This is a genomic window from Streptomyces sp. NPDC047002 (assembly GCF_040704505.1).
In the GTDB taxonomy this organism is placed as follows: Bacteria; Actinomycetota; Actinomycetes; order Streptomycetales; family Streptomycetaceae; genus Streptomyces.
The window spans coordinates 95498-120392 of sequence record NZ_JBEYWC010000017.1 but is presented as its reverse complement, the minus strand read 5'-3'; the positions used below and the strand labels follow the sequence as shown (position 1 = coordinate 120392).

Genomic DNA, 24895 nt, shown 5'->3' with positions numbered 1-24895 from the left:
GGGACGGGGCTTGGCGGTGTGGTCGTCACCGGTCGACGCCTCCCATCACGGGGTCGATGGACGCGACGGCGACGATGACGTCGGCGACCTGGCCGCCCTCGCACATCGCCGCCATGGCCTGGAGATTGGTGAAGGACGGGTCCCTGAAGTGGACCCGGAAGGGGCGCGTGCCCCCGTCCGAGACGACGTGCGCGCCGAGTTCGCCCTTGGGCGACTCGACCGCCGCGTACGCCTGTCCCGGTGGGACGCGGAAGCCCTCGGTCACCAGCTTGAAGTGGTGGATGAGGGCCTCCATGGAGGTGCCCATGATCTTCTTGATGTGGTCGAGCGAGTTGCCGAGCCCGTCGGGTCCGAGCGCGAGCTGCGCGGGCCAGGCGATCTTCTTGTCCGCGACCATCACGGGCCCCGGCGCGAGCCGGTCGAGGCACTGCTCGACGATGCCGAGCGACTGCCGCATCTCCTCCAGCCTGATCAGGAAGCGGCCGTAGGCGTCGCAGCTCTCGGTGGTCGGCACGGTGAAGTCGTACGTCTCGTAGCCGCAGTACGGGTCGGACTTGCGCAGGTCGTGCGGGAGGCCCGCGGAGCGCAGGATCGGGCCTGTCGCGCCGAGCGCCATGCAGCCGGTGAGGTCGAGGTAGCCGACGTCCCGCATGCGGCCCTTGAAGATCGGGTTGCCGGTGGCGAGTTTGTCGTACTCCGGGAGGTTCTTGCGGAGCTTGGCGACGAGTTCGCGCAGGTGGTCCACGGCGCCGGGCGGCAGGTCCTGGGCGAGGCCGCCGGGCCTGATGTAGGCGTGGTTCATGCGCAGGCCGGTGATCAGCTCGTACGCGTCGAGGATCAGCTCGCGGTCCCTGAACCCGTAGATCATGATCGTTGTGGCGCCGAGCTCCATGCCGCCGGTGGCGAGCGCCACGAGGTGCGAGGAGAGGCGGTTGAGCTCCATCAGCAGGACCCGGACGACGCTTGCGCGCTCGGGGATGTCGTCCGTGATGCCGAGGAGCCGCTCCACGCCGAGGCAGTACGCCGTCTCGTTGAAGAACGACGTCAGGTAGTCCATGCGCGTGACGAACGTGGTGCCCTGCGTCCAGGTGCGGTATTCGAGGTTCTTCTCGATGCCGGTGTGCAGGTAGCCGATGCCGCAGCGCGCCTCGGTGACCGTCTCGCCGTCGATCTCCAGGATCAGCCGCAGCACGCCGTGCGTGGAGGGGTGCTGCGGGCCCATGTTGACGACGATGCGCTCGTCGTCGGCGCGGGCCGCCGACTGCACGACCTCGTCCCAGTCGCCGCCGGTGACCGTGTAGACGGTGCCCTCGGTGGTCTCGCGCGCGCTCGCGGTGGCGTGCGTGTCTGAGGTGGACATCAGGTGTACGACCTCCGCTGGTCCGGAGCCGGGATCTGGGCGCCCTTGTACTCGACGGCGATGCCGCCGAGCGGGTAGTCCTTGCGCTGCGGGAAGCCCTGCCAGTCGTCCGGCATCATGATCCGGGTGAGGGCCGGGTGGCCGTCGAAGACGAGGCCGAAGAAGTCGTAGGTCTCGCGCTCGTGCCAGTCGTTGGTGGGATAGACGTCGACCAGGGACGGCACGTGCGGGTCGGCGTCCGGCGCGGACACCTCGATGCGGAGCAGCCTGCCGTGGGTGATCGAACGCAGGTGGTAGACGGCGTGCAGCTCGCGGCCCTTGTCGTGCGGATAGTGCACGCCGGAGACGCCGGTGCACAGCTCGAAGCGGAGCGCGGGGTCGTCGCGCAGCGTGCGGGCGACGCGGGGCAGGTGCTCGCGGGCGATGTGGAAGGTGAGTTCGCCGCGGTCGACGACGGTCTTCTCGATCGCGTTCTCCGGGAGCAGGTCCTGTTCCTCCAGGGCGCCTTCGAGTTCGTCGGCGATCTCGTCGAAGACGCCCTCCTCGCCCGGCGCGGTGCGGGGCCCGCCGTAGGGGCGTGCGGCGGGGCCCGGCAGGGCGACGGTGCGCACGAGCCCGCCGTAGCCGGAGGTGTCGCCGCCGTTCTGCGCGCCGAACATGCCGCGGCGCACGCCGATGACCTCGCCCGCGGCGTCGCGCGCCGCGGGGACGGCGCCGTGGCCGTCTGCGCCGGCGTCGCCGTTGTGCTGGGCGCCGCTGCCGTTGCCGTTGCCGCCGTTTCCGTTGCTGCCGTTGGCGTGCGCGCCGCTGCCGCCGGGCGGCTCCTGGCCGCTCATCGCAGCAGTCCCTTCATCTCGATCGTGGGCAGTGCCTTGAGCGCCGCCTCCTCCGCCTCCCGTGCGGCCTCGCGCGCGTCGACGCCGAGCTTGGAGGTCTGGATCTTGTGGTGGAGCTTGAGGATCGCGTCCATCAGCATCTCGGGGCGCGGCGGGCAGCCGGGCAGGTAGATGTCGACCGGCACGACGTGGTCGACGCCCTGCACGACGGCGTAGTTGTTGAACATGCCGCCCGACGAGGCGCACACGCCCATGGAGATGACCCACTTGGGGTTCGGCATCTGGTCGTAGACCTGCCGCAGCACGGGCGCCATCTTCTGGCTCACCCGGCCCGCGACGATCATCAGGTCGGCCTGGCGCGGCGATCCGCGGAAGACCTCCATGCCGAACCGTGCGAGGTCGTAGCGGCCCGCGCCCGTCGTCATCATCTCGATGGCGCAGCAGGCGAGGCCGAACGTGGCGGGGAACACGGAGGACTTCCGCACCCACCCCGCGGCCTGCTCGACGGTCGACAGGAGGAAACCGCTCGGCAGTTTCTCTTCGAGTCCCATTGGTTCCAGCCCCTCCGAGCCTCTAGTCCTCTAGTCCCATTCCAGGCCGCCGCGGCGCCAGACGTAGGCGTACGCGACGAAGACGGTGAGCACGAAGAGGAGCATCTCCACGAGCCCGAAGATCCCCAGGGAGTCGAAGGTGACGGCCCAGGGGTAGAGGAAGACGATCTCGATGTCGAAGACGATGAACAGCATCGCCGTCAGGTAGTACTTGATCGGGAAGCGGCCGCCGCCGGCCGGCGTCGGAGTGGGCTCGATACCGCACTCGTACGCTTCAAGTTTGGCCCGGTTGTACCGTTTTGGGCCCACAAGCGTGGCCATGACCACGGAGAAGATCGCAAACCCAGCCCCCAGGGCGCCGAGCACGAGGATGGGCGCGTAGGTGTTCACGCTCACCAGCTCCTTCCAGTCGTCGTTGACCGTCTGACCGATGGACCGCACCGGGCGTGAGTGAGCCGTCACCGTCGGGGGACGTTTCGGGCGAACCCCGAAGATCACCCCCATGTGAGGCAGTTCACAAGCCCGACTGACGGGCATCTTATGCCCGCCGGGCTGTGATCTGCGACACGGGGTACCGGGCGGTCTTTGTGATCTCCACCACCTGAAGAACGATCAGATCGTCGGACGGGGCGAGTTGGCTCGACAGAGCGGGACACGATGATCACTTCGCGTGAAAGAAAAGGCCGTTGCCCCTGGTCAGAGCCGGGTGCGCACTATCAGGAGTTGCCCAGTCCACGCAAATTGGCGCTGGAACACCTTTGGGTGATAAAGGACTTCGCCGCCATCCGGGCAGCCACCCGAACGAGCGGCCCCGAACGCGGCCCCGCGCGGCCGGAACGCGGCCGGAGCCCGGGAAGTCCCCGGGCGGCCCCGCGCAACCGGCGGGCCTCCCGCTGCGTCCCCTCCACCACAGGGACGGCGACGTCCCGTGCGGTCGCGGCGCTTGTGTACGCGATCACGAGGCCCGGCACGTTCGCACCCGCCGGGCGGCGGGTACGGGCCCCTTGTCCGCACGGCGCACCGCGAGGGGCGCCCCCGCGGGCCCCCTCGCGGTCGCCATGAACACGCCCGCGGTGTAGGCCCGTCCTACTCCTCCGCCCGGGGCGCGGCCAGCGGGGCGACAGCCGATCCACAGAACGTGACACTCCTGTGACCTGCGCCACGGGCGCCGGAGCGCGGAGGAAAGCTGGCTTGGCCACGTAACCAAGGGATGGTAGGCCAAGGGCAATTCGGACCTTTAGCTGAAACACAGAGATCACGGCCATGATCTCGACTGCCCGATTCGCCCGTTACGGCGTCAATAAAGGGCCCGAACAACCGGATTCGTAGCTTCCGTACGTAACTGTGGCGCAACCCACGCTGCTTGACGCCAACCGGCCGCCCCGGATACCGGTTGTTCCCATGCCCCACACCGCTCCCATACGAACCCACCGGAAACCCCGCCGGAACGCGCCGAAGACGGTGCTCCGCGCTGGAGTTGCCGGCGGCGTCCTCAGCACCATCGCGGTTGCCGGTGCTGCCGGAACGGCGAACGCCGAGCCGGTGACCGAGACCATCGAGATGCCGACTCTCTCCGCGGACCTGACCACCACGGTCGCCCAGTCCGCCCAGGCCACTCAGCAGATCGCCCTGACGATGCAGACGCGTGCGCAGCTGCAGAGCCAGGAGGACACCGCGGTCAAGAACGCGGCGACCGCGGCGAAGAAGGCCAAGTCCAAGGCCGAGGCGGCCGCCAAGGCCAAGGCCGAGGCGAAGCGCAAGGCCGAGGCCGAGGCGAAGCGCAAGGCCGAGGAGGAGGCCCGCGCCAAGGCCGCGGCCGCGGCCCGCGCCTCCCGTTCGAGCGTGCGCACCGAGCTCGCCTCGTCCTCCACCCCGAGCTCGTCGGCCGTCACGTCCGCAGCGACGGGCTCCGCCGCCTCGATCGTCGCCTTCGTCCAGTCCCACATCGGCGACGCGTACGTGATGGGTTCCACGGGCCCCAACGCCTTCGACTGCTCGGGCCTCGTGCAGGCCGCCTACCGCACGGTCGGCGTCGACCTGCCGCGCGTCTCGCAGTCCCAGTCGACCGCGGGCACCCAGGTCTCCCTCAGCAGCGTCCAGCCCGGCGACATCCTGTACTGGGGCAGCGCGGGCAGCGCCTACCACGTGGCGATCTACGTAGGCGGCGGCAAGTTCGTCGGCGCGCAGAACCCGAGCAGCGGCGTGGTCGAGCACGACATGAGCTACGACCAGCCCACGGGCGCCGTACGCGTCCTCTGACCCACGCCCTGCCCGCACACACCACCCCGAGTGGGGCCGCGCCGTCCCGCGCGGCCCCACTCGGCGTGCCGCGACACGATCCCGCGCGAGAACAGGACGTCCGCGACGACCCTAGGCCGAGGGGCCCGGTCGTTCGCTCGTCGCCAGGCGGAAGCCCACCGGGTACAGCGGGCCGGGGAAGGCGCCGTGTCTGCGGCGGGTCCGGGTGAGATCCCCGAACCGTGAGAAGCTGCCGCCTCTGGCCACCCGGTACTCGCCCATGGTCTCCACCAGGTGGTCCTCCACCAGAGTGCCGCCGGGGTAGGGGACGTAGTCGTCGGCGACGTACTCCTCCACGTTCCCGCCCATGTCCAGCACTCCGAAGGGAGAACGGCCGGCCGGAAACGCGCCGACGGGGCTGGTGGTGTGGATCCCGGTCTCACGAGTGTTGGCCAGCCGGGCGTCGAAGGCCTCACCCCAGGGAAAGGATTTTCCCTCCGAGCCCTTCGCGGCGTACTCCCACTCCGCTTCGGCCGGCAGCCGCCAGGGGTGGCCCGTGCGCTCCGTCAGCCAGACGGCATAGGCGTCGGCCGACTCGGGCCTGACACCGGCCACAGGATGGTTGGCCCGCTCGTGCGGGTAGGCACCGAGGTACCACGTCGCGGGCCGGTCCTCGTGACCGCTATCGGCGAGGAACTCCCGGTATTCCACGTTGGTGACCGGATAGGTGGCCATCCAGAAGTCGTCGAGCCGTGACGTGTGGACCGGGGTCTCCTTCTCGATCCAGCTCGACACGACGCCGACGTGCTGCCAGGCGGCGACGACCTCCGGCACCGCGTCCGCGGACAGTCCGATCTCCACCTGGCCGCCCGGCACGAAGCAGGTCGCGGGGAGGAGACCGATCCGCGGATCGCCCAGCAGCGCGAGGATTCCGCCCGCAGCGAGCCGCTCCGCCAGCGAGGCCCGCGGGTCCTCCACGAGGGCGGCCAACCGGACACGGTCCGTACCGCCGAGCGACGGCTGCGAGGTGCCGGTGATGTCGGTGACGGCCGGGTCGGCCAGCCGGGCGTGTTCCCGGAAGTGCGGGGAGAGGGGGACGTCTTCCAGTTTCATGCTGACCTCTGGGTGGCCGAAGCGCCGTGCAGGCCGGTGGTCTTCTCGATGTCGAGGGTATGGCCGCCGTACGCTGCCTTTGCCTCGAGATAACGGGCGTTGTCCGCCGTGAGGTGGACCCTGGTCGGAATGGCCTCCCGGACGGTGATGCCGTGCCGCCGCAGCTGCCGCACCTTGTCGGGGTTGTTCGTCAGCAAACGGATGTGCTCCAGCCCCAGGGCCTGGAGCATTGCGGCCGCAGAAGTGTAGTCGCGCTCGTCTTCGCCCCTCCCCAGCAGCCTGTTGGCTTCGAACGTGTCGTTGCCGCGGTCTTGCAGGACGTAGGCATCGAGCTTGTTGTAGAGCCCGATCCCCCGCCCCTCCTGGCGTAGATACAGCAGCACGCCGCCCTCGACAGCCATCCGGCGCAGCGCCTCGTCCAGTTGCGGACCGCAGTCGCAGCGGGTCGAGCCGAAGATGTCACCGGTCAGGCACTCGCTGTGCAGCCGGACCAGCGGTACGGGCGCCTGCACCGCCGACGGCGGCGACGGAACGACGAGGGCGACGTGCTCCCCGCCGTCGGGAATGCCGGTGAAGGTCACCAATTGCACGGCGACACCGCCGAACCGCTCCAGGGTGACGGTGACCCGCGCCCTGACGGCCACGGCGGCCGTGGGCACGGTCTCGCGGTAGGTGCTCATGCCGTCACCCTGTCGACGAGGGAGGAGGCGCTGTCCATCAGGCTCATGACATCCCAGGTCCTGTGCACCTCGACCGTGCCGTCCGGGGCCAGGCCGGCGATCAGGACCCGCCCGTCCCAGCCGGCGACGGCCACCCGGGTGGCGTCCAGGGCGAGCATGCAGGACACCCCCTGGGTGAACTCGGCCACCGTCGTTCCCGAGGTGAGCGTCCGGGCACCCGCGCTCCAGTCCACGTTCCAGGCGTAGAGGCCGAAGTCGTAGGAGCCAGCCAGCACCACGGGCGACTCGGGGGAGCCGAGGAGCGCTACGCACTTGACCGATTCGTCAGGACCCAACAGGGTCTGCATCTGTCGCACCTCACCGGGTGCGGTGCCGAGTCGGCCCACCTTGACCGTGTGGTCGCGGGAGGCGCTCGCGGCGACTTCGCCGTCGAGTACCGCCACGGCGTTGACGAGGTTCCCGTGCTGCCACAGGGTGTGGCGGTCGTCGAGGGATCCGGCGGCGACGGTCCGGTCAGTAGCCGCGGAGAAGAACCCTCCGGAGCCGGGAGCCAACGACTTCACCGACCCGGCATGCGGGGTGCGGCGGCCCACGATCTCCAGTGACCGGGGATCGAGCGCGACGATCTCCCCGTTGTAGGTACCGCCCATGACGCGGCCTTCCGCGAGGCACAGAGACGGGACCGGAGCGCCCACCTGGCTGCTCTCCCGGGCGCGTCCGGCCTCGTGGCGGACGATGTGGCCCGCGTACGTGCCGGCGTAGAGGACGTCCTCGTGCGCCGCGAGCGACAGGATGGGGCCGTCGGCGACGTCGAGGACGCGTGGCGCGCCGGTCGCCACATCGTCGAGGCCGATGGCGAGGACACGGCCCGAGTCGCACCCCACGAACAGTTCCCTGCCGTTGCTGGCGAAGGCGTTGGGGCCGTGCGTGGGCGTGCTCGGGCCGCTGATCTCCTTGGCCGAGGCGAGGTCGAAGACATGAGGGCCGCTCCAGAAGCTGCCGACCACCGCCACGCCCCGGGCGACGGCGACCGACCGGGGCCAGATGCGGGGGTCGTGGATACGGTGCAGCAGGGCGCCGTTCGCCTCGTAGAAGCACAGTGAACCGTCGTAGGCGCCGACCACGAAGGTGCTGTCGTCCTCGGCCCACGCCACCGAGCGCGCGGCCGACCGGGACACCTGGATCGTGCGCAGAGGCTGCAGGGCGGAGGTGAGCAGTTCGACCACTCCGTCATCGCGTGCAATGGCCAGAGTCCCACCGGAGTGCGACCACGCGCATCCTTCCACCGAGGACTCGTAGTGCCTGACCACCGGAGCGTGGTCCGTGCCTGGCGCGCTCACGGCGACCATGCCGTCCTCACCCGCGGTGGCCACCAGCCCTTGAGGGCTGACGGACACCATCATGCAGTGGGCGGTGTGCGAGCCGACCTCGCCGAACAGCCTGCCGTCGAGTGCGTCCCAGAGAGTGGCGCGGCCGTCCTCCGAGACGGCTATGAGGCGCCGGCCGTCCGGCATCCAGGCCACCGAGTTGATGTCGTCGGTGTGGCGGGCCAGCACGTTGAGCAGTTCGGCCCGGCCCTCATCGGGTACTCGCCAGACACCCACGGTCTTGTCGGCCGATGCCGTCGCCAGAAGCTCGGGCTCCACAGGGTTCCACGCCGAGGAGTTGACCAGTCTGCGATGTCTGAAGCGCACGGTCTGCCGGGGTTGCCCTGGATCGGTCATGTCCCAGATCAGCACTGTTCCGTCGTAGGAACAGCTCGCCAGCCGGCGGCCCTCTTTTCCGAAGGCCACATGAGTCACGGGTGCACTCTGGCCCGTTCGACGGGTCGGCAGGTCGATCGTACGCATGGCGGTTTCCTTGCTGCGTAGGCTGCGCCACCGAGGAGCAGCAGGTGGGTGTTGGCTTCCTCGTGTGCACCCGGGACCCGTTGGACGAAAGTGGTCAGGAAGCTGCTGTCACCACGTCCGCAGGCTCGTCGGCCTGGTCGTTCCAGTGCCGCCAGAAGTAGCCGAGGCAGATGAGGGCGAGGCCGGCGAAGGCACCGAGGAAGAGGAGGACCCCGTCGCTCCCCCAGGCGTCCTGCACTGCCGGGGTGACGAGCGGTGCCACGAAGAGCGGGATTCCACTGAGCAGGTTGAACAGCCCCTCGGCTCGTCCCAGGACCTCCGTGGGGAGGTGCTTGACGATGATCATCGCGCAGACGGCCGTCATGGCCGAGCGCATCGTGAAGAAGCAGACCATGCAGAGCACAAATACCGGCACCGAGGGAATGAGCATGACGAACAGTGCCGCGGTCATGACGAGAACGGCGCCGGCCAGCACGGTACGTGGCCGCGCCCTGGCCCGGGCCGCGATGTAGACGCTGCCGGCCAGGGCACCGATGTTGGCCAGCGCCTGGGCCACGCTCACCCCGCTCGCCGAGACTGCCAACTGGCTGCGCAGGTACCAGATCATGAAGGAGAGCACGCCCACTCCGCTGACGAACTGCAGTGGCAGAGAGGTGATCTGGACGTACATGACGCGCTTCTCGCTCCTGATGATGTGCCAGCCGTCGATGATGTCGCGGCTCAGGCCGGGGCGGCGCTCCGTCTGGAGGCGCCGCTCCTTGGCCGGCGGGTGCACTCCGAGCGCCCACACCGCGATGGGTGCGAGGAACGTGGCCGCGTTGAACCACAGGAGGCCCAAATATCCGACAACTCCGACACCCACGGCCACGATGAGCGGCCCGACGATGTTGGACGTGACGAAGAGGCTGCTCAGAACGGCACGGGAACGGGCGGCGTTCTTCGGGAACATGCCCTTCACGCCGGCGATCCATCCGCTTCTGTACATCTCGCCGCCCAGCTGGACCACCGTCGCCAGTGGGAAGAGCACCGCGTTCGACGTGTGACCGCCCAGTGCGAACAGGTTCAGGGACACCGCTCCCCCGAGCTGCACGAGCAGTCCGGGAACCACGAAGACCCGTGAGCCCCAACGGTCGACGATCGCGCCGAGCCAGGGGCTGATCAGCAGGATGGCGGGCGCGATGGCCGCCATCAACGACATGGTGGTGAGCGAGCCGGTCAGGTCGTACACGTACAAGGGGAGACCTACTTTGTAGGCGGCCTCTCCGAGGTTGTTGACGAAATTACCGGTGGCGAAAATGCGGAAGCGGCGGTCGCGCCATGGCGCGAGCTCCGGCTCGTGCACTGGTGTGGAGGACTCTGTCTGGCTCATTGCTGCTCACTGTAGGACGCAGCGGACAAGCTGTAGCGTGTCGCGCGGCGGGGCAGCCAGCGGTCTTCGAGCTTGGCGAAGGTGCCCTCTGCCGCCGGCTTGTCCATCCTGTACAGGGAGAGCAGGCCGGTGCGGCAGCCGGCGAGCAGATGCGGCGCGCCGTCGGAGCCGCGGACGATGCTCAGGGCCTTGGGGTAGTCGGGCAGGTCCTCCATGAAGCCGAGGAACTCGTCGCCCTCGTAGGCGTAGGCCGCGATCTGCATGCCGTAGGAGCTGGCGCACACCACCCCGTCGCTGATGGTGGCGTTCTCCGCCGTGTTCGACAGGAGGTCGCCCCACCGGCGCGTCTCCCCCCGGCCGATCTCGATCTCCTTCAGGCCGCCGTCGCCGACGACGTAGAGCAGACCGTCCTGCGCCCACATCCGCTTCGGGTACTCGCCCTGGTCGAGGCGCCACCGGGGTTCGTCGGCCTCCTCGCCGAAGACGGCGATGACGCCATTACGGGTGGCCAGGACCCGCTCTCCCGTGGGCAGATAGCAGCCGGTCCACACGGGAAGGCCGTCGACCTGGAGAGTCGTGCGCTCCGCGCCCGTGGGGGCGTCGAGCTCCACCGCGCCGGCGTTCGTCGCGATCAGCACACGTGCCCTGTCGGGCGAGGCGGCGACGGTGTGCGGAAGACCGGGCAGGGAGCGCGTCCACTGTCGTTCGCCGCCCCGCGCCATCCGGAATACCTGGCGGTCCCGGGTGATACCGACCCACCCTCCGTCAACGGGAGCGATGCGCCTGGTGAAGCCGTGTCCCGTCTGGTGGTCCTCGACCACGGCCAGGGTGGGGCCGCTCGCCCGTTGGCGGACTTCGACGACGGCGACGCCCGAGTCCGTGGCGCAGTACAGGACCGCGGGGTCTTCAAGGGACCGCTGGATGTCCCAAACGGCCTGGCGTTTGAAACCGAGCCCCCGGACGAAGTCACCGTCACCGGTCAGCCGGACGATCTCGCCGTCCTGGCACAGTACGTAGACATCGCCGGCCGGGCTGACCGTGATGTCACTGAGCTGATGAGAAAAACCACTGACCGTGCGGTCGATGCGCAACTCTCGGGAAGAGTTGTCAAAGATATGCAGCTCGGAGTCGAATCCGCCCGAGTACGCCTTCGAGTAATCGGGCGAGAAAATGACGAACTCGACATCGTCGCGAGCAAAGAGCGCCTCGGCCTCTTTCTCGCCGTCCATGGAGACGACGACCACACCGTTTGCGATGTCGGCCGTCTCTCCTTCCCCGAAGTCCTGCGTGCACCAGAAACGGTCGTGGCGCGCGTCGTACCGAACCCGGTGAATATTTCCATCGTCGAGTTTGACATGGTCCGAGAACTCCATCGTCTCGAAACTGCCGAAGCGAAGATTCCCGTTCTTGTCCGATATGGCGTGACGGTGCGGGTGGTCCGTGGAGGCCCATTCCATGGGACTTTCCCCGCAGATGTTGTCACGTATCTCGATCACCTCGAAGGTTTCGAGATCCAGCACCAGCATCTGCAAATGATAACCACTGGTCACGAATACCCTGCCACCCCAGACGCCAATTCCCCGCGAACTGACCGGCGAGGGCTCCTCGCCTTCGATCAGCTTGGTCGGATCGCAGACCGTGGCGGGGTCGAGCCGGTTGACCAGGTCCAGGGTCTCGAGCGACCAGCGCAGCACGGCGCCCATGCGGTCCTTGCCGATGACCCAGCCATCCGCGACAGCCAGCCCGTAGAGGGGCCGCCCGTCGGGCACGCGGGGAGAGGAGCGGACGACATTGAGGTCGTCGTCGAGGAGGTGGACACGTCCGAACGAGTCCGAGGCAATCAGCCCCACGCCCCCGACATAAAGAATTCTGATGACACGGTCGGTAAGTTCCACGGGACACCTCTGCTCGGCAGGCAATCCGGCTGGCATCGAGGAGGCCGACCAATGCGCGGCCGGCCTCCCAGACCGCCACGAGGACGGATGGTCAGTGACGTCGATCCGTCACTTGTTGATGCGCACGTTACGGCGAACCGGCTTCTTCATTTGCGAACACCCCCATCCAATTCATCGCGGACTCAACCGCCTTGACTGGAACGAGTGGGAGTACATCAACCTTCACCCTGTGCAGCAACCCGATTACGATGTGACATGATTCACAACACGAAACCCAAGATTCGTGTAAAATTTTCGACCCACAGGGGGATACATGTGCCGGAATATCGTGTTCTTGCGAAATGTCCACTTCGCGCCAGCAGTGCCGACCTGCGAAATCGGCATGGGGCCGAGTGAGCACCGGAGTCACCGGAGACCGACGCGGGACGAGTCCAACGGGCCCGTGAACGCACCGGAAGTCCGTGCACCGTGAAGTGTCGCCCCTGTCCAGTCGGGTGAATTCGACTATTATGTCGTCCCCTGTGAATGTGGCCCGACCAGAAGGGAGCACCGGTGTCACACGAGTTGCCCGGTCAGCTGTGGAAGAGTCTGACCAGCACCATCGGACTGATTTCTGTACGGACCGGCGACAGAGTCAATGTGATGTCCGCCGAGTGGTCGTACTTCGTGAACAAGGACCCTCTCTACGTGGCGGTGGTGCTCGGGCCGTCCTCCGACACCAGGAGGCTGCTCACCGCAGGAGACCAGTTCAGCGTCACCTTCTGCTCCGAGGACCAGGCGGAACTGGCCGACTTCGCCGGCAGCTTCTCCACCACGGACATCGACAAGACCACCAGCGAGCTCGTCACGTTCGGAGAACCGGAAGTGACCGACACGCCCTGGGTGAAGGGCGGGCTGCTGGCCCTGGAGTGCGAGCTGCGTGACATCGTGCCCTTCCCGGTCCACCAGATGTTCGTGGGCGAGGCCGTGGCCGCGCACGTACCGCCGACCAGCGGGCCGCCCCTGGTGAAACACGGCCCCATGTACACCCTGGGCGCACCGGTGCAGCGGACGGCGGTGGTGGCCGCGGCCCAGTACATCGACGACGAGACCATCCGGGTCGCAGCCACCGGGCCGGCGGCCGAAGTGGACGAGTGGCGCATCACGCTCACCGGCCGCGACGGCGAGGACGTCGACCTGGGCACCCATCCTTCGGCCGAGTACGGGGACTTCCTGGCCGACCTCCGCCTGCCGCAGTCGGCCAGGTCTCACGACGGTGCCCGTGTCAGGGTGGAGCGCCCCGGGGCCAAGCCCGGATTCGCGCGGCTCGCGCCCCGGCGGCCGGCGTGAACCCACCGGCGGGCACTGTCCGACCGACCGGACCGCTGCCTGTCGCCACGGTGCAGGCCAGGGCAGTACCGGGCGACATCGCGGCGAACAGCCTCTCGGCCGCCCGGCAGACCGACCGCGCGGCATCGGACGGCGCGCGGGTCGTGGTGCTGCCCGAGCTCCATCTGCCGGGCTACGACCTGGCCACCCTCGCGGCGGACCCGCGGGCCCAGATCCCGGTCGACGACCCCGAGTCGGTGACCGATCCCCGTCTCGACCCCCTGCGGGCCTCGGCGCAGAGCACCGGAGCGACGATCCTGGTGGGGGCGGCGCTCCGCGGCCCGCACGGCTCCCTGACCAACTCCCTGCTGGCCGTGAGGCCGACGGGCACGGTGTCCGCCGTCTACGACAAGCAGCACCTGTGGCACGCCGACGAGGCGGCCCTGTTCCGGGCCGGCCGGCACACCAGCGTGCTCGACGTCGACGGCTGGCGGCTCGGCCTGGCCATCTGCTACGACATGTCCTTCCCCGAACACGCTCGCGCCGCGGCTGTCGCCGGCGCGGACGCCTATGTCTGCGCCAGCGCCTTCGCCTCGGGGAACGAACACCGCGCACGCGTCTACATGGCGGCTCGGGCCCTCGAGAACACCGTGTACAGCGTCTTCGTCAACCCGGTCGGCGGCCCGGCCGACCGTCCCTGCTCGGGAGCCAGCCTCCTGTACGGCCCGGACGGAACACTCCTGACGGAGGCGCAGGCCGACAAGGAACAGGTGCTCACCGCGCGGTTCTCGTTCGACGCCATCGAGCGCGTACGCGGCTTCCTGCACATGTTGGAGGAGCACCGGACGGCCGGGCCGGCGGCCGTGACGCCCTGATCCGTGGCAGGGGCCCGGGCCTCGTCAGCCGCGGACGAGGCCCACGCCTGCGTAGAGGTGGGTGTGGCCTGTGTCCGGGTCGGTGCCGTCGGGGTGCCAGAGGTGGGCCTCCACCAGGCCGGGGGGCACCAGGGTGAGGGATGTCAGGAAGGACTCGATCGCGGCGCGGGGGCGGACGTTGGCGGCGATGCCCTCGTCGGCGTAGATGCGTTCCACCGCGCGCCAGGCGGCGGGGTCGAAGTCGTCGGTGACATGGCTGAAGATGACGCAGCTGCCGGGGGCGAGCGCCGCCAGGTAGCGGGAGACCACGTCGCGCACCTGGTCGTCGTCGGGGACGAACTGGAGAACGGAGCAGAGCATCAGGGCGACCGGGCGGTCGAGCGCCAGCGTGCGGCGGGCGACGGACAGGACCTCGTCGGGCCTGCGCAGGTCCGCGTCGGCGTAGTCCGTGGCACCCTCGGGGCTGCTGTGCAGGAGCGCCTCCGCGTGCCGCAGCACGATGGGGTCGTTGTCGACGTACACGACGCGGGACGACGGGCTGACGGCCTGCGCGATCTCGTGCGTGTTGGGCTCCTTGGGCACGCCCACGCCGATGTCGAGGAACTGGTCCGTACCCAGCTCCTCGGCCGCGTACCGCACCGCCCTGTCGTGGAAGCGGCGGGCGCCTGTGCCGATGCGCTGGATCGCGCCCTCGGTGTCGAACGCCTCCGCGAGGCGGGTGCCCGCGTCCTTGTCGACGCCGTAGTGGTCCTTGCCGCCGACGTAGAGGTCGTAGAGGCGGGCGGAGCTCGCCCTCGACGTGTCGACGCGCGGGTCGGGCTGCACGGGCGGCAGGCCGGGGGCCGGGGCAGCGGGCTCCCTGGGGGTGGTGGCGTCCGGCGTGTCCGGCGTGTCTGGCATCGTGCTCCCGTCCGCATCGGCGTCGCGCAGGAATCGCGCAGGAATCGCTCCTGGGCGCTCCCCGGCCCGCAACCGTCCCGCCGCGCGCCGCCGCCGGGGGGGCGACGGCACACGGCGCCATCGTTACGCCCGGGGCGCGACCTTCGTCAACCCGTTGATGATGCGGTCCATCGCGTCGCCGCCTGTCGGGTCCGTGAGGTTGGCCAGCAGCTTCAGCGTGAACTTCATCAGCAGCGGGTGCGTGAGGCCGCGCTGCGCCGCCAGCTTCATGACGGCCGGGTTGCCGATGAGCTTCACGAACGCGCGGCCCAGCGTGTAGTAGCCGCCGTAGGTGTCCTTGAGGACCTGCGGGTAGCGCTGGAGCGCGCGCTCCCGCAGCGCCGGGGTGGCACGGGCGTGCGCCTGGACGATCACGTCGGCCGCCAGCTGGCCCGACTCCATGGCGTACGCGATGCCCTCGCCGTTGAACGGGTTGATCATGCCGCCCGCGTCGCCCACGAGCAGCAGCCCGCGCGTGTAGTGCGGCTGGCGGTTGAAGGCCATCGGCAGGGCGGCGCCGCGGATCGGCATCGTCATGTTCTCCGGGGTGTAGCCCCAGTCCTCCGGCATGGAGGCGCACCAGGCCTTCAGCACCTCGCGCCAGTTGAGCTCGTGGAAGGCGGCGGACGAGTCGAGGATGCCCAGGCCCACGTTGGACGTGCCGTCGCCCATGCCGAAGATCCAGCCGTAGCCGGGGAGCAGCCGCTCCTGGCCGCCCCTGCGGTCCCACAGTTCGAGCCAGGACTCCAGATAGTCGTCGTCGTGCCGCGGCGAGGTGAAGTACGTCCGCACGGCGACGCCCATCGGCCGGTCCTCGCGCCGGTGCAGCCCCATGCCGACGGAGAGGCGGGTGGAGTTGCCGTCGGCGGCGACGACCAGCGGCGCGTGGAACTCCGCCGGCGTCTTCTCCTCGCCGAGCTTCGCGCGGACGCCGGTGATCCGGCCGGCCCTGTCGGTGATCGGCTCCGTGACGTTGCACCGCTCGTACAGCCGGGCGCCCGCCTTCTGCGCCTGCCTGGCCAGCTGGTCGTCGAAGTCGTCGCGCTTGCGCACGAGGCCGTAGTCGGGGAAGGAGGCCAGGTCGGGCCAGTCGAGTTCGAGGCGCATGCCGCCCCCGATGATCCGCAGGCCCTTGTTGCGCAGCCAGCCGGCCTCCTCGGAGATGTCGATGCCCATGGACACGAGCTGCTTCGTCGCGCGGGGCGTGAGGCCGTCGCCGCACACCTTCTCGCGCGGGAACGCCGTCTTCTCCAGGAGCAGCACGTCGAGGCCGGCCTTGGCGAGGTAGTACGCCGTGGTCGAGCCGGCGGGGCCCGCCCCGACGACAATGACGTCGGCGGTGTTCTCGGAGAGGGGCTCGGTCACGGCGTGGGCTCCCGAAGGGTCGGCGCGGATACGTGCGCGATACGAGAAGCGCGGCCGCGGACTCAGCAAAGTGGCGCGCCGACGTATCGAAGGGCAACGGACATGGGCAGTCTATGGGGGCGTACCGACAAGGCCGCTCGAAGGGCAGCTTCCGTGAACGATTCGCCTCAGCTCGTACCCAGCAGCAGCACCGCCGGCCCTCCCGGCGCGGCCACCGTCGACGGGCCCCTCGCCGGCGCGGCGGCCGGGCCCGCCCCCGCGCTCGGGCTGCGGGTACCGACCGACGAGGACGCGTACGCCTGGCACCGCCTCTTCGCCGACCGCGAGGTGATGGAGTTCCACGGCGGGCCCGCCGAGTTCTCCGTCTACGAGGAGCTCACCGCGCGCCAGCGGCGCCACGCGGCGGAGCGCGGCTTCTGCCTGTGGACGGTGGTGGACGAGCACGGCGAGGCGGCCGGCTTCACCGGCGCGCAGCCGTGGCCGCACCGGTCGTTCGGCCCGTACGGGGAGATCGAGATCGGCTGGCGCCTGGGCCGCGCGTACTGGGGCAGGGGCTTCGCGACGGCCGCGGCGCGCCTGACCCTCGACCGGGTGCGCGCGGCGGGCGTGGCGCGGGTGGTGGCGATGGTCGACGCGCGCAACGAGCGCTCCATCGCGGTCACCAGGCGGCTCGGGATGAGCCTCGCGAAGTCGTTCGCGTACGTGCCGCGGCACGCGGAGGGCGGCGAACTGGTGGGCCACCAGTACGAGCTGGCGCTCTGACGGGAGCCGCCGTCGGCGCCCTGGGCGCCCCGTGCCTCCGGCGCGCGCCCGCGCTCCCGGCGGCCCTGGCGGCTCAGGCGCGCACCCCTCGGTGCAGCGCCACCACGCCGCCCGTGAGGTTGCGCCACGCCACGTCCGACCAGCCGCAGCGCTTCATGCGGGCCGCGAGGCCGCGCTGGTTGGGCCAGGCGCGGATGGACTCGGCGAGGTAGACGTACGCGTCGGGGTTGGAGGAGACGCGGCGCGCGACCGGCGGCAGCGCGCGCATCAGGTACTCCTGGTAGACCGTGCGGAACGGCCCGAACGTCGGGTCGGAGAACTCGCAGACCACGATGCGCCCGCCCGGCTTCGTCACCCGGTACAGCTCGCGCAGCGCCTGCTCGGAGTCCTCGACGTTGCGCAGGCCGAAGGAGATCGTGACCGCGTCGAAGACCTGGTCGGCGAAGGGCAGCCGGGTCGCGTCGCCCGCGGTGAACGGCATCCAGGAGGAGCGCCGCTTGCCCTCGCGCAGCATGCCCATGGAGAAGTCGCAGGGCACCACGTAGGCGCCGGTCCGCGCGAGCTCCTGGGACGAGGTCCCCGTGCCGGCCGCCAGGTCGAGGACCTTCTCGGCGGGGCGCGCCGCCACCGCCTTCGCGACCTCCTTGCGCCACAGGCGGGCCTGGCCGAGCGAGAGCACGTCGTTGGTCAGGTCGTACTTCTCCGCCACGTCGTCGAACATCGTGGCGACTTCTTGTGGCTTCTTGTCCAGGGATGCACGGGTCATTGGTCCATTGAACCAGCCGCCGCGGCGGCTGCCCCGGGGCCTGGTGAGCTACGCGCGCCGGTGGACGAGCCGTCCGGCGAGCACCGTCGCGAGGGACTCGTCCGCGCCCTCCGCGGGGAAGACGGCGAAGTCCGCCGCACCGCCCTCGGCCAGGGCGCACGCCCGCGCGCGCAGCCCCGCGCGGCGCACGGCAGCCGCGACCTGCGGCCGGGTGAAAGGTCCTGCGACGGCGGTCACCCCGCGCGCGAGCAGCCGCTGCACGCCCCGGCGCGCGCTGGCGCCCCAGCGGGTGTCCGTCATGGCGACGGAGGCGGCGGGCAGCGGCGCCGTGCCGAGCTCGGCGGCCTCGCGCGGGTCCGGCCAGTAGCGCCCTTCGAGCAGTTCCGCGCCGTCGGCCGCGTACCTGCCGGGCTCCAGCACGCCGTCCCAGGCCCGCACCCGCGCCCCGCCGTAGCGGCCGAGCACCGTCTCGTACGGCCCGAGCGCCGCGATCCGTCCGCCGTCGGTGACGACCGCGAGCCCGGGGGTGGCGGGTCCGTTCCCCGCGGTGCGCACCCCGAGGGCCGGGTGGTGGATCGTACGCACCGCGCCGTCCTCAGTTGGCGCCCAGGAGCTTGAGCTCGGGGTGGGCGGTGCCGCCCGCGATCGCCGTGGAGGAGATGTGCGAGACGACGCGGTCGTCGACCGGGTCGTTCGCCGGGTCGTCGTGGACGACGAGGTGCTCGTAGGTGGTGGCGCGCTGCGCCGGGACGCGGCCCGCCTTGCGGATCAGCTCGATGATCTCCATGCGGTTGGAGCGGTGCTTGGCGCCCGCGGAGGAGACGACGTTCTCCTCCAGCATGATCGAGCCCAGGTCGTCCGCGCCGTAGTGCAGCGAGAGCTGGCCGACCTCCTTGCCCGTGGTCAGCCAGGAGCCCTGGATGTGGGCGACGTTGTCGAGGAAGAGGCGCGCGATGGAGATCATCCGCAGGTACTCGAAGAGGGTCGCCTGCGTCCGCCCCTTCAGGTGGTTGTTCTCCGGCTGGTAGGTGTACGGGATGAAGGCGCGGAAGCCGCCCGTCCTGTCCTGCACGTCGCGGATCATCCGCAGGTGCTCGATCCGCTCCGCGTTGGTCTCGCCGGTGCCCATCAGCATGGTCGTGGTGGACTCGACGCCCAGGTTGTGGGCGGTCTCCATGATCTCAAGCCAGCGCTCGCCCGACTCCTTGAGCGGCGCGATCGCCTTGCGGGGCCGCTCGGGCAGCAGCTCGGCGCCCGCGCCGGCGAACGAGTCGAGGCCGGCCGCGTGGATGCGGCGGATGGCCTCCTCGGCGCTCACGCCGGAGATGCGGGCCATGTGCTCGACCTCGGACGCGCCGAGGGAGTGGATGACCAGCTGCGGGAACTCCTTCTTGATGGCCGAGAAGGCGCGCTCGTAGTACTCGACGCCGTAGTCGGGGTGGTGCCCGCCCTGGAACATGATCTGGGTGCCGCCGAGCTCGACGGTCTCCGCGCAGCGGCGCAGGATGTCGTCGAGGTCGCGGCTCCAGCCCTTCTCCGTGTCCTTGGGCGCCGCGTAGAAGGCGCAGAACTTGCACGCCGTCACGCAGACGTTCGTGTAGTTGATGTTGCGCTCGATGATGTACGTGGCGATGTGCTCGGTGCCCGCGTACCGGCGGCGGCGCACCGCGTCGGCGGCCCCGCCCAGCGCGTGCAGGGGCGCGTCCCGGTACAGGACGACGGCCTCCTCGGGCGTGATGCGGCCGCCCGCGGCGGCTCGGTCCAGGGCTCCGGCGATGTCAACGGACGGGTGGTCGGCCTTCTCGGTCACCGGAACGGGTCCTTCCGCAGGGGGTACGACAGCCGCTCAAGCCTACGTCAGCGCCCCGCGCCCGGATCGGACGGCGGCCGGGGGCGGGCCGGGACCGGCCTCAGCGGTCCAGGATCTCGACGTGCACGTCGGCGGGGAAGCCCGTGGTCGGGCCGGTGCGGCGGGCGAACTCCTTGACGCCGGCGAGCTGCCGCTCGCCGAAGCGGAAGTCGAGCGTCGTGAAGTACTGCTCCAGGAGGGAGGCGTCGAACGCCTCCCAGCGCGCCGCCTGCTCCGCGACCTTCGTGACCTCTTCGAGGGAGAGGTCGCGCGAGGCGAGGAACGCGCGGTGCACCTCGCGCACGGTCTCGGGCTCGCGGGCCAGGAAGTCCTTGCGCGCGGCCCACAGGGCGAAGACGAACGGCAGGCCCGTCCACTCCTTCCACATCGCGCCGAGGTCGTGCACCTGGAGGCCGAGGCGGGGCGCCTCGTGCAGCGAGGCGCGCAGGGCCGCGTCGCCGATGAGGACGCCTGCGGGCGCCTCCTGCATCATCAGGCCGAGGTCGGGGGCGCAGCGGAAGTACTCGGGGTTCACGTGGTGCGCGTCGGACAGCAGCAGCTGGGCGAGGCGGACCGCGGTGCGGGAGGTCGAGCCGAGGGCGACCTTCTCGCCGTCGAGCCGGTCGAGCGGCACCTGCGAGACGATCACGCAGGACATCACGTCGCCGTCGCAGCCCACGGCCACGTCGGGGAAGGCGACGAGCTCGTCGGCGTGGCGCAGGTACTCGACGAGGCTGATCGGGGCGATGTCGAGCCCGCCGCGCACGAGCTGGTCGTTGAGCTTGTCCGGGGTGTCCTTGGTCAGCTCCAGATCGAGCAGGGTCCCGGTCCTCGCGAGTCCCCAGTACAGGGGCAGGCAGTTGAGGAACTGGATGTGGCCGACGCGCGGCCGGGTGCGGCGGCGGCCGGCTCCGGCGCTTCCCGTGGCGTCCTGTGCTGGCGTGTCTTCTTCTGGAGTGTCCACATCGCGAGGCTAAACCCGGCGGGCCCGCAGGGCGGCCGCGGGGCCGTGCCGCGCGCCGCCGCCGGTCCTCACGGGTAGGGCCCGCTCCCCCGCAGGCCCGTACGGGGTGAGGCCCGCGGCCGCCCGCCCTGGCCGGAAAGTGTGCCCACGCGGGCGCGCGGCACGCGCGGGAGAGCGGTGATCTTTGCCTCTACCGCCGCGCAGAGGCACCGTGCTAGGCTCGCTCGCAAGTTGCAGTTTGGTTTCCCTTGCAGTACAGAGCCTGCGGAGCATGTGACGCCGCAGGCTTTTGTAGTTTTCAGACTTCTTTGCAGGTTCTGGAGCAGGGCAACCCTTTGGCCCAAGGAGGGCTTATGGCTACCGGAACCGTCAAGTGGTTCAACGCTGAAAAGGGCTTCGGCTTCATCGCCCAGGACGGCGGCGGCCCGGATGTCTTCGTCCACTACTCCGCGATCAACGCCTCTGGTTTCCGCTCCCTGGAGGAGAACCAGGTCGTGAACTTCGACGTCACCCAGGGCCCCAAGGGCCCGCAGGCGGAGAACGTCACCCCCGCCTGAGTGACCGGCGTGGGCGATCGCCCATGACCACGTGAGAAGCAGTACCCAAGGGGCCCCACCCCGCCGCGGACGGCGGCGGGACGGGGCCCCTGCACTTTTTTCCCGGCCGGTTTCCCCGGCCGGTCCCGCGGCCCGGATTTCCGGGCCCGGGATGTCCGCGCGCGGGCTACCTCTCGTACAGCTTGGCGATGTCGTCCGCGAAATCCCGGGTGATCTGGTCGCGGCGGAGTTTCAGCGAGGGCGTGAGATGGCCGTTCGCCTCCGTGAAGTCCGTCGTGAGGACGAGGAAGCGGCGGATGGACTCCGCGCGCGAGACCAGCCGGTTCACCTCGTCGACGGCGCGCTGGAGTATGCCGCGCAGCTCCTCGTCCTCGGCCTCGGGCTCCTCCTGGCCCGTACGCCGCCTGCGCATCTCGCGCCAGTGCGCGAGGCCGTCGGCGTCGAGAGTGATCAGCGCCGTGATGTAGGGCCGGTTGTCGCCCGTCACCATGCACTGGCTGATCAGCGGGTGGGCGCGCAGCCAGTCCTCGAGAGGCGCGGGCGCGACGCTCTTGCCGCCGGTCGTGATGATCACGTCCTTCTTGCGGCCGACGATCGTCAGGTACCCCTCGTCGTCCAGGGCGCCGAGGTCGCCGGTGGCGAACCAGCCCTGCTCGTCCTGCGCGGGCACGGGCTCGCCGCGCTCGGAGTCCCAGTAGCCGGCGAAGACATGGGCGCCGCGCAGCAGCACCTCGCCGTCGTCGGCGATCCGCACCGCGGTGCCCGGCATCGGCCAGCCGACCGTGCCCATGCGGGGCCTGCGCGGGGGCGTGCAGGTGGCGGCCGCCGTGGTCTCCGTCAGGCCGTACCCCTCGAAGATCTCGACCCCGACGCCCGCGTAGAACGACGACAGGTGGCGGCCGAGCGGCGAGCCGCCGCAGATCGCGTACTTGACCCGGCCGCCGAGCGCCGTGCGGATCCTGCGGTGGACGAGCGGGTCGTACAGGGCACGCGCCGCGCGCAGCGCGATCGACGGGCCGGGGCCTGCGCCGTGCTCGGCCGCTTCGAGGGCCTCGCCGTAGCGGCGCGCGACCCGGGCGGCGCGGTCGAAGGCGGAGGCGCGGCCCATCCGCTCGGCCTTGGCGCGTGCCGTGTTGTAGACCTTCTCCAGCACATAGGGGATGGCGAGCAGGAAGGTCGGGCGGAAGGCGGCGAGGTCGGCGAGGAGCGCCTGGGTGCCGACGGACGGCGCGTGTCCGAGCCTGACCCTGGCGCGCAGGCAGGCGACGGCGACCATCCGGCCGAAGACGTGGCTGAGCGGCAGGAACAGCAGGATCGAGGGCGGCTCCTTGCTGACCGAGGTGAAGACCGGGTGGAGCAGCGCGACGGCGTTGTCGACCTCGGCGAAGAAGTTGCCGTGGGTCAGGGCGCAACCGCGGGGGCGGCCCGTGGTGCCCGAGGTGTAGCTGAGGGTGGCGAGGCTGTCGGGCGTGACGAGGGCCCTGCGCTGGGCGAGCACGTCGGGGCCGACGCCCGCGCCCGCCTCGCGCAGCCGGTCGAGCCCGCCGTCGTCGAGCACCCACAGGTGGCCGAGCTGGGAGAGCCTGCGGCCCTCCTGGCGTACGAGGGCGGCCTGCGCCGGGTCCTCCACGACGCAGGCGACGGCCCCGGAGTCCTGGAGGATCCACCGGGTCTGGAACGCGGACGACGTCGGGTAGACCGGCACGGTCACCAGCCCGGCCGCCCAGGCGGCGAAGTCAAGCAGCGTCCACTCGTACGTCGTCGTGGCCATGATCGCGATCCGGTCGCCGGGCCGCAGCCCCTCGGCGACGAGGCCGCGCGCGACGGAGCCGACGTCCTCGGCGAACGCGGCGGCAGTCACGTCCTGCCAGGTCCCGTCAGGCAGCTTGCGGCTGATGACGACGGCGTCGGGCTCCTGGCGGACGTTCTCGTACGGTATGTCGGCGAGCGATCCGCCCCGCACCGGGTGCGCGAGCGGCGGTACGTACGCCTCCCGCACCGCGGCGCCGTCCCTGACGAGCTGCGGGGGGACGGCGGGCGGCGGCTCGGGGGACCGCGACGCGGGAACCTGGGACACGGCTGTGGTCACGGGCTGCTCCTGGGGGTGCGCGGCGCTCCTGAGGAACGCCCAGAGCTGACCCTAAGGGGAAGCACCCGGTCCCGAACACCGGGGCGGCGCGCTCGGGTTCGCCACCGCGCCGCCCAACGACCCGGGCGCGGCGGCGGGGTGACGACGCGCACCGCCCCGGCGGGTCAGGCCGCGGCCGGGACCTTGTGCTCGTGTGCGTCCTGCTCCGGTGCGGGCCCGTCCACCGGGGAGGCGGTCGCCGCGTCGTAGGCGGCGCGGTCCAGGATGTTCTCGCGGGCGGCGACGACGACCGGGGCGACGATCTGGCCCGCCACGTTGGTCGCGGTGCGCATCATGTCGAGGATCGGGTCGATCGCCAGCAGCAGGCCGACGCCCTCAAGGGGCAGGCCGAGCGTGGAGAGGGTCAGCGTCAGCATGACCGTCGCGCCGGTCAGGCCCGCGGTGGCGGCGGAGCCGATGACGGAGACGAACGCGATCAGCACGTAGTCCTGCACGCCGAGGTGCACGTCGAAGATCTGCGCCACGAAGATCGCCGCGATCGCCGGGTAGATCGAGGCGCAGCCGTCCATCTTGGTGGTGGAGCCGAACGGCACGGCGAAGGAGGTGTACGTCCTCGGCACGCCGAGGCGCTCGGCCGCCTGCTGCGTCACGGGCATCGTGCCCACGGAGGAGCGGGAGACGAAGCCGAGCTGGATGGCGGGCCAGGCGCCGCGGAAGAACTGCAGCGGGCTGACCCGGGCGACCGTCGCGAGCAGCAGCGGGTAGACGCCGAAGAGGACGAGCGCGCAGCCCGCGTAGACGTCGGCGGTGAAGGTGGCGTACTGGCCGATGAGGTCCCAGCCGTAGTCGGCGATGGCGTAGCCGATCAGGCCGACGGTGCCGAGCGGGGCGAGCCTGATGACCCACCACAGGGCCTTCTGGAGCAGTTCGAGCACGACCTCGCTGAGCGTGAGGACGGGCTTGGCGCGCTCGCCGAGCTTGAGCACGGCGATCCCGGCGATCGCCGCCATGAACACGATCTGGAGGACGTTCAGCTCGCTGAAGGGCGTGACGACGTCGGTCGGGACGATGCCGGTGAGGAAGTCGATCCAGGAGCCCGCGTGCTCGGGCAGCCTGCCGTCCTTCGGCGTGAGGCCCGTGCCCGCACCGGGGTTGGTGACCAGGCCGATCGCGATGCCGATGGCGACGGCTATCAGCGACATCGCCATGAACCACAGCAGGGTGCGGGTCGCCAGCCTGGCCGCGTTGTTGACCTTGCGGAGGTTGGTGATCGACACCAGGATCGCGAAGAAGACGAGCGGGCCCACGGCGAGCTTCAGCAGCTGCACGAAGAGGTGGCCGACCTTGTCGAGCGTGGCGGTGAGCCAGCCGATGTCCTGGCTGCGGGCGAGCCAGCCGAGCAGGGCTCCGAGCACGAGGCCGGCGACGATCTGCGCCCAGAACGGGACCTTCGGCGATCTGCTGCGGGGGCCTGCCGGCTCGGTGGTGCCGGCTGCGGTGTTCGCGGACACGAACGCACTCCTGACGTG

At 70.4% G+C, this 24895-nt stretch carries 22 protein-coding genes; 5 read left to right on the top strand and 17 right to left on the bottom strand.

Translation table 11 applies throughout. The annotated features are described in order from the left end of the window. Positions 1-25: 25 nt before the first annotated feature. From AB0910_RS17925 to AB0910_RS17910, 4 genes are read right to left on the bottom strand one after another with little or no spacing between them, the layout of a single operon-like run. Entirely contained in the window at positions 26-1360 is a 1335-nt protein-coding gene (locus AB0910_RS17925) for an NADH-quinone oxidoreductase subunit D (protein WP_366745554.1), read from the bottom strand. Further along, complete coding sequence (locus AB0910_RS17920) at positions 1360-2196, bottom strand: NADH-quinone oxidoreductase subunit C (RefSeq protein WP_366745553.1); 837 nt, start codon at positions 2194-2196, stop codon at positions 1360-1362. The genes AB0910_RS17925 and AB0910_RS17920 overlap by 1 nt, the downstream gene beginning before the upstream one ends. Further along, positions 2193-2747 carry an NADH-quinone oxidoreductase subunit B family protein gene (locus AB0910_RS17915; RefSeq protein ID WP_235797473.1) on the bottom strand — a complete coding sequence of 185 codons (555 nt, stop codon included), beginning with the start codon at positions 2745-2747 and terminating at the stop codon, positions 2193-2195. Before AB0910_RS17915 ends, AB0910_RS17920 begins: the two co-directional genes overlap by 4 nt. A gap of 30 nt (positions 2748-2777) precedes the next feature. Further along, on the bottom strand, positions 2778-3137 hold the full coding sequence (locus AB0910_RS17910; protein ID WP_345653308.1) for an NADH-quinone oxidoreductase subunit A: 360 nt from the start codon (positions 3135-3137) through the stop codon (positions 2778-2780). A gap of 1011 nt (positions 3138-4148) precedes the next feature. Here AB0910_RS17910 and AB0910_RS17905 point away from each other — a divergent pair. Continuing rightward, a complete protein-coding gene (locus AB0910_RS17905; protein WP_366745552.1) occupies positions 4149-5006 on the top strand; it encodes a C40 family peptidase in 858 nt (285 codons plus the stop codon). Positions 5007-5117: 111 nt separating this feature from the next. On the opposite strand, the gene AB0910_RS17900 is transcribed toward AB0910_RS17905, so the two are convergent. From AB0910_RS17900 to AB0910_RS17880, 5 genes are all read right to left on the bottom strand, one after another. After that, positions 5118-6098 (bottom strand): SUMF1/EgtB/PvdO family nonheme iron enzyme, encoded by a 981-nt coding sequence (locus AB0910_RS17900; protein ID WP_366745551.1) that lies wholly within the window; start codon positions 6096-6098, stop codon positions 5118-5120. Beyond that, entirely contained in the window at positions 6095-6778 is a 684-nt protein-coding gene (gene ribA / locus AB0910_RS17895; protein WP_366745550.1) for a GTP cyclohydrolase II, read from the bottom strand. Before ribA ends, AB0910_RS17900 begins: the two co-directional genes overlap by 4 nt. Continuing rightward, positions 6775-8628, bottom strand: a complete 1854-nt coding sequence (locus AB0910_RS17890; RefSeq protein ID WP_366745549.1) for a WD40 repeat domain-containing protein — start codon at positions 8626-8628, stop codon at positions 6775-6777. Before AB0910_RS17890 ends, ribA begins: the two co-directional genes overlap by 4 nt. A 94-nt stretch (positions 8629-8722) precedes the next feature. Next, complete coding sequence (locus tag AB0910_RS17885; protein WP_366745548.1) at positions 8723-9997, bottom strand: MFS transporter; 1275 nt, start codon at positions 9995-9997, stop codon at positions 8723-8725. Continuing rightward, positions 9994-11892 carry a WD40 repeat domain-containing protein gene (locus AB0910_RS17880; protein WP_366745547.1) on the bottom strand — a complete coding sequence of 633 codons (1899 nt, stop codon included), beginning with the start codon at positions 11890-11892 and terminating at the stop codon, positions 9994-9996. The genes AB0910_RS17885 and AB0910_RS17880 overlap by 4 nt, the downstream gene beginning before the upstream one ends. A gap of 642 nt (positions 11893-12534) precedes the next feature. Here AB0910_RS17880 and AB0910_RS17875 point away from each other — a divergent pair. Then, positions 12535-13221: a flavin reductase family protein gene (locus tag AB0910_RS17875; RefSeq protein ID WP_366745546.1), complete on the top strand. Its 687-nt coding sequence runs from the start codon at positions 12535-12537 to the stop codon at positions 13219-13221. Between the two features lie 50 nt (positions 13222-13271). Continuing rightward, complete coding sequence (locus tag AB0910_RS17870; RefSeq protein WP_366745545.1) at positions 13272-14075, top strand: carbon-nitrogen hydrolase family protein; 804 nt, start codon at positions 13272-13274, stop codon at positions 14073-14075. A gap of 24 nt (positions 14076-14099) precedes the next feature. Here the strand turns inward: AB0910_RS17870 and AB0910_RS17865 are convergent, their stop codons facing one another. Both AB0910_RS17865 and AB0910_RS17860 read right to left on the bottom strand, forming a co-directional pair. Then, entirely contained in the window at positions 14100-14975 is an 876-nt protein-coding gene (locus tag AB0910_RS17865) for an SAM-dependent methyltransferase (RefSeq protein ID WP_366745544.1), read from the bottom strand. Between the two features lie 123 nt (positions 14976-15098). Next, the gene (locus AB0910_RS17860) at positions 15099-16379 is read right to left on the bottom strand and encodes a geranylgeranyl reductase family protein (protein ID WP_366745543.1); all 1281 of its coding nucleotides are present in this window, start codon (positions 16377-16379) and stop codon (positions 15099-15101) included. Positions 16380-16646: 267 nt separating this feature from the next. Here AB0910_RS17860 and AB0910_RS17855 point away from each other — a divergent pair, with 267 nt between their 5' ends. Then, positions 16647-17141 (top strand): GNAT family N-acetyltransferase, encoded by a 495-nt coding sequence (locus AB0910_RS17855; protein WP_366745568.1) that lies wholly within the window; start codon positions 16647-16649, stop codon positions 17139-17141. Positions 17142-17214: 73 nt separating this feature from the next. Here the strand turns inward: AB0910_RS17855 and AB0910_RS17850 are convergent, their stop codons facing one another. From AB0910_RS17850 to AB0910_RS17835, 4 genes are all read right to left on the bottom strand, one after another. Further along, the gene (locus tag AB0910_RS17850; protein WP_366745542.1) at positions 17215-17907 is read right to left on the bottom strand and encodes a demethylmenaquinone methyltransferase; all 693 of its coding nucleotides are present in this window, start codon (positions 17905-17907) and stop codon (positions 17215-17217) included. Between the two features lie 48 nt (positions 17908-17955). Then, positions 17956-18483, bottom strand: a complete 528-nt coding sequence (locus AB0910_RS17845; protein WP_366745567.1) for a hypothetical protein — start codon at positions 18481-18483, stop codon at positions 17956-17958. A gap of 19 nt (positions 18484-18502) precedes the next feature. Then, the gene (gene mqnC, locus AB0910_RS17840; protein WP_366745541.1) at positions 18503-19717 is read right to left on the bottom strand and encodes a cyclic dehypoxanthinyl futalosine synthase; all 1215 of its coding nucleotides are present in this window, start codon (positions 19715-19717) and stop codon (positions 18503-18505) included. 100 nt (positions 19718-19817) lie between these two features. Then, entirely contained in the window at positions 19818-20630 is an 813-nt protein-coding gene (locus AB0910_RS17835; protein WP_366745566.1) for a menaquinone biosynthesis protein, read from the bottom strand. 443 nt (positions 20631-21073) lie between these two features. Here AB0910_RS17835 and AB0910_RS17830 point away from each other — a divergent pair, with 443 nt between their 5' ends. Further along, a complete protein-coding gene (locus tag AB0910_RS17830; RefSeq protein WP_003967102.1) occupies positions 21074-21277 on the top strand; it encodes a cold-shock protein in 204 nt (67 codons plus the stop codon). 166 nt (positions 21278-21443) lie between these two features. Here the strand turns inward: AB0910_RS17830 and AB0910_RS17825 are convergent, their stop codons facing one another. Beyond that, complete coding sequence (locus AB0910_RS17825; RefSeq protein WP_366745540.1) at positions 21444-23366, bottom strand: AMP-dependent synthetase/ligase; 1923 nt, start codon at positions 23364-23366, stop codon at positions 21444-21446. A gap of 164 nt (positions 23367-23530) precedes the next feature. Beyond that, the gene (locus tag AB0910_RS17820) at positions 23531-24877 is read right to left on the bottom strand and encodes a dicarboxylate/amino acid:cation symporter (RefSeq protein ID WP_366745539.1); all 1347 of its coding nucleotides are present in this window, start codon (positions 24875-24877) and stop codon (positions 23531-23533) included. Positions 24878-24895 lie beyond the last annotated feature (18 nt).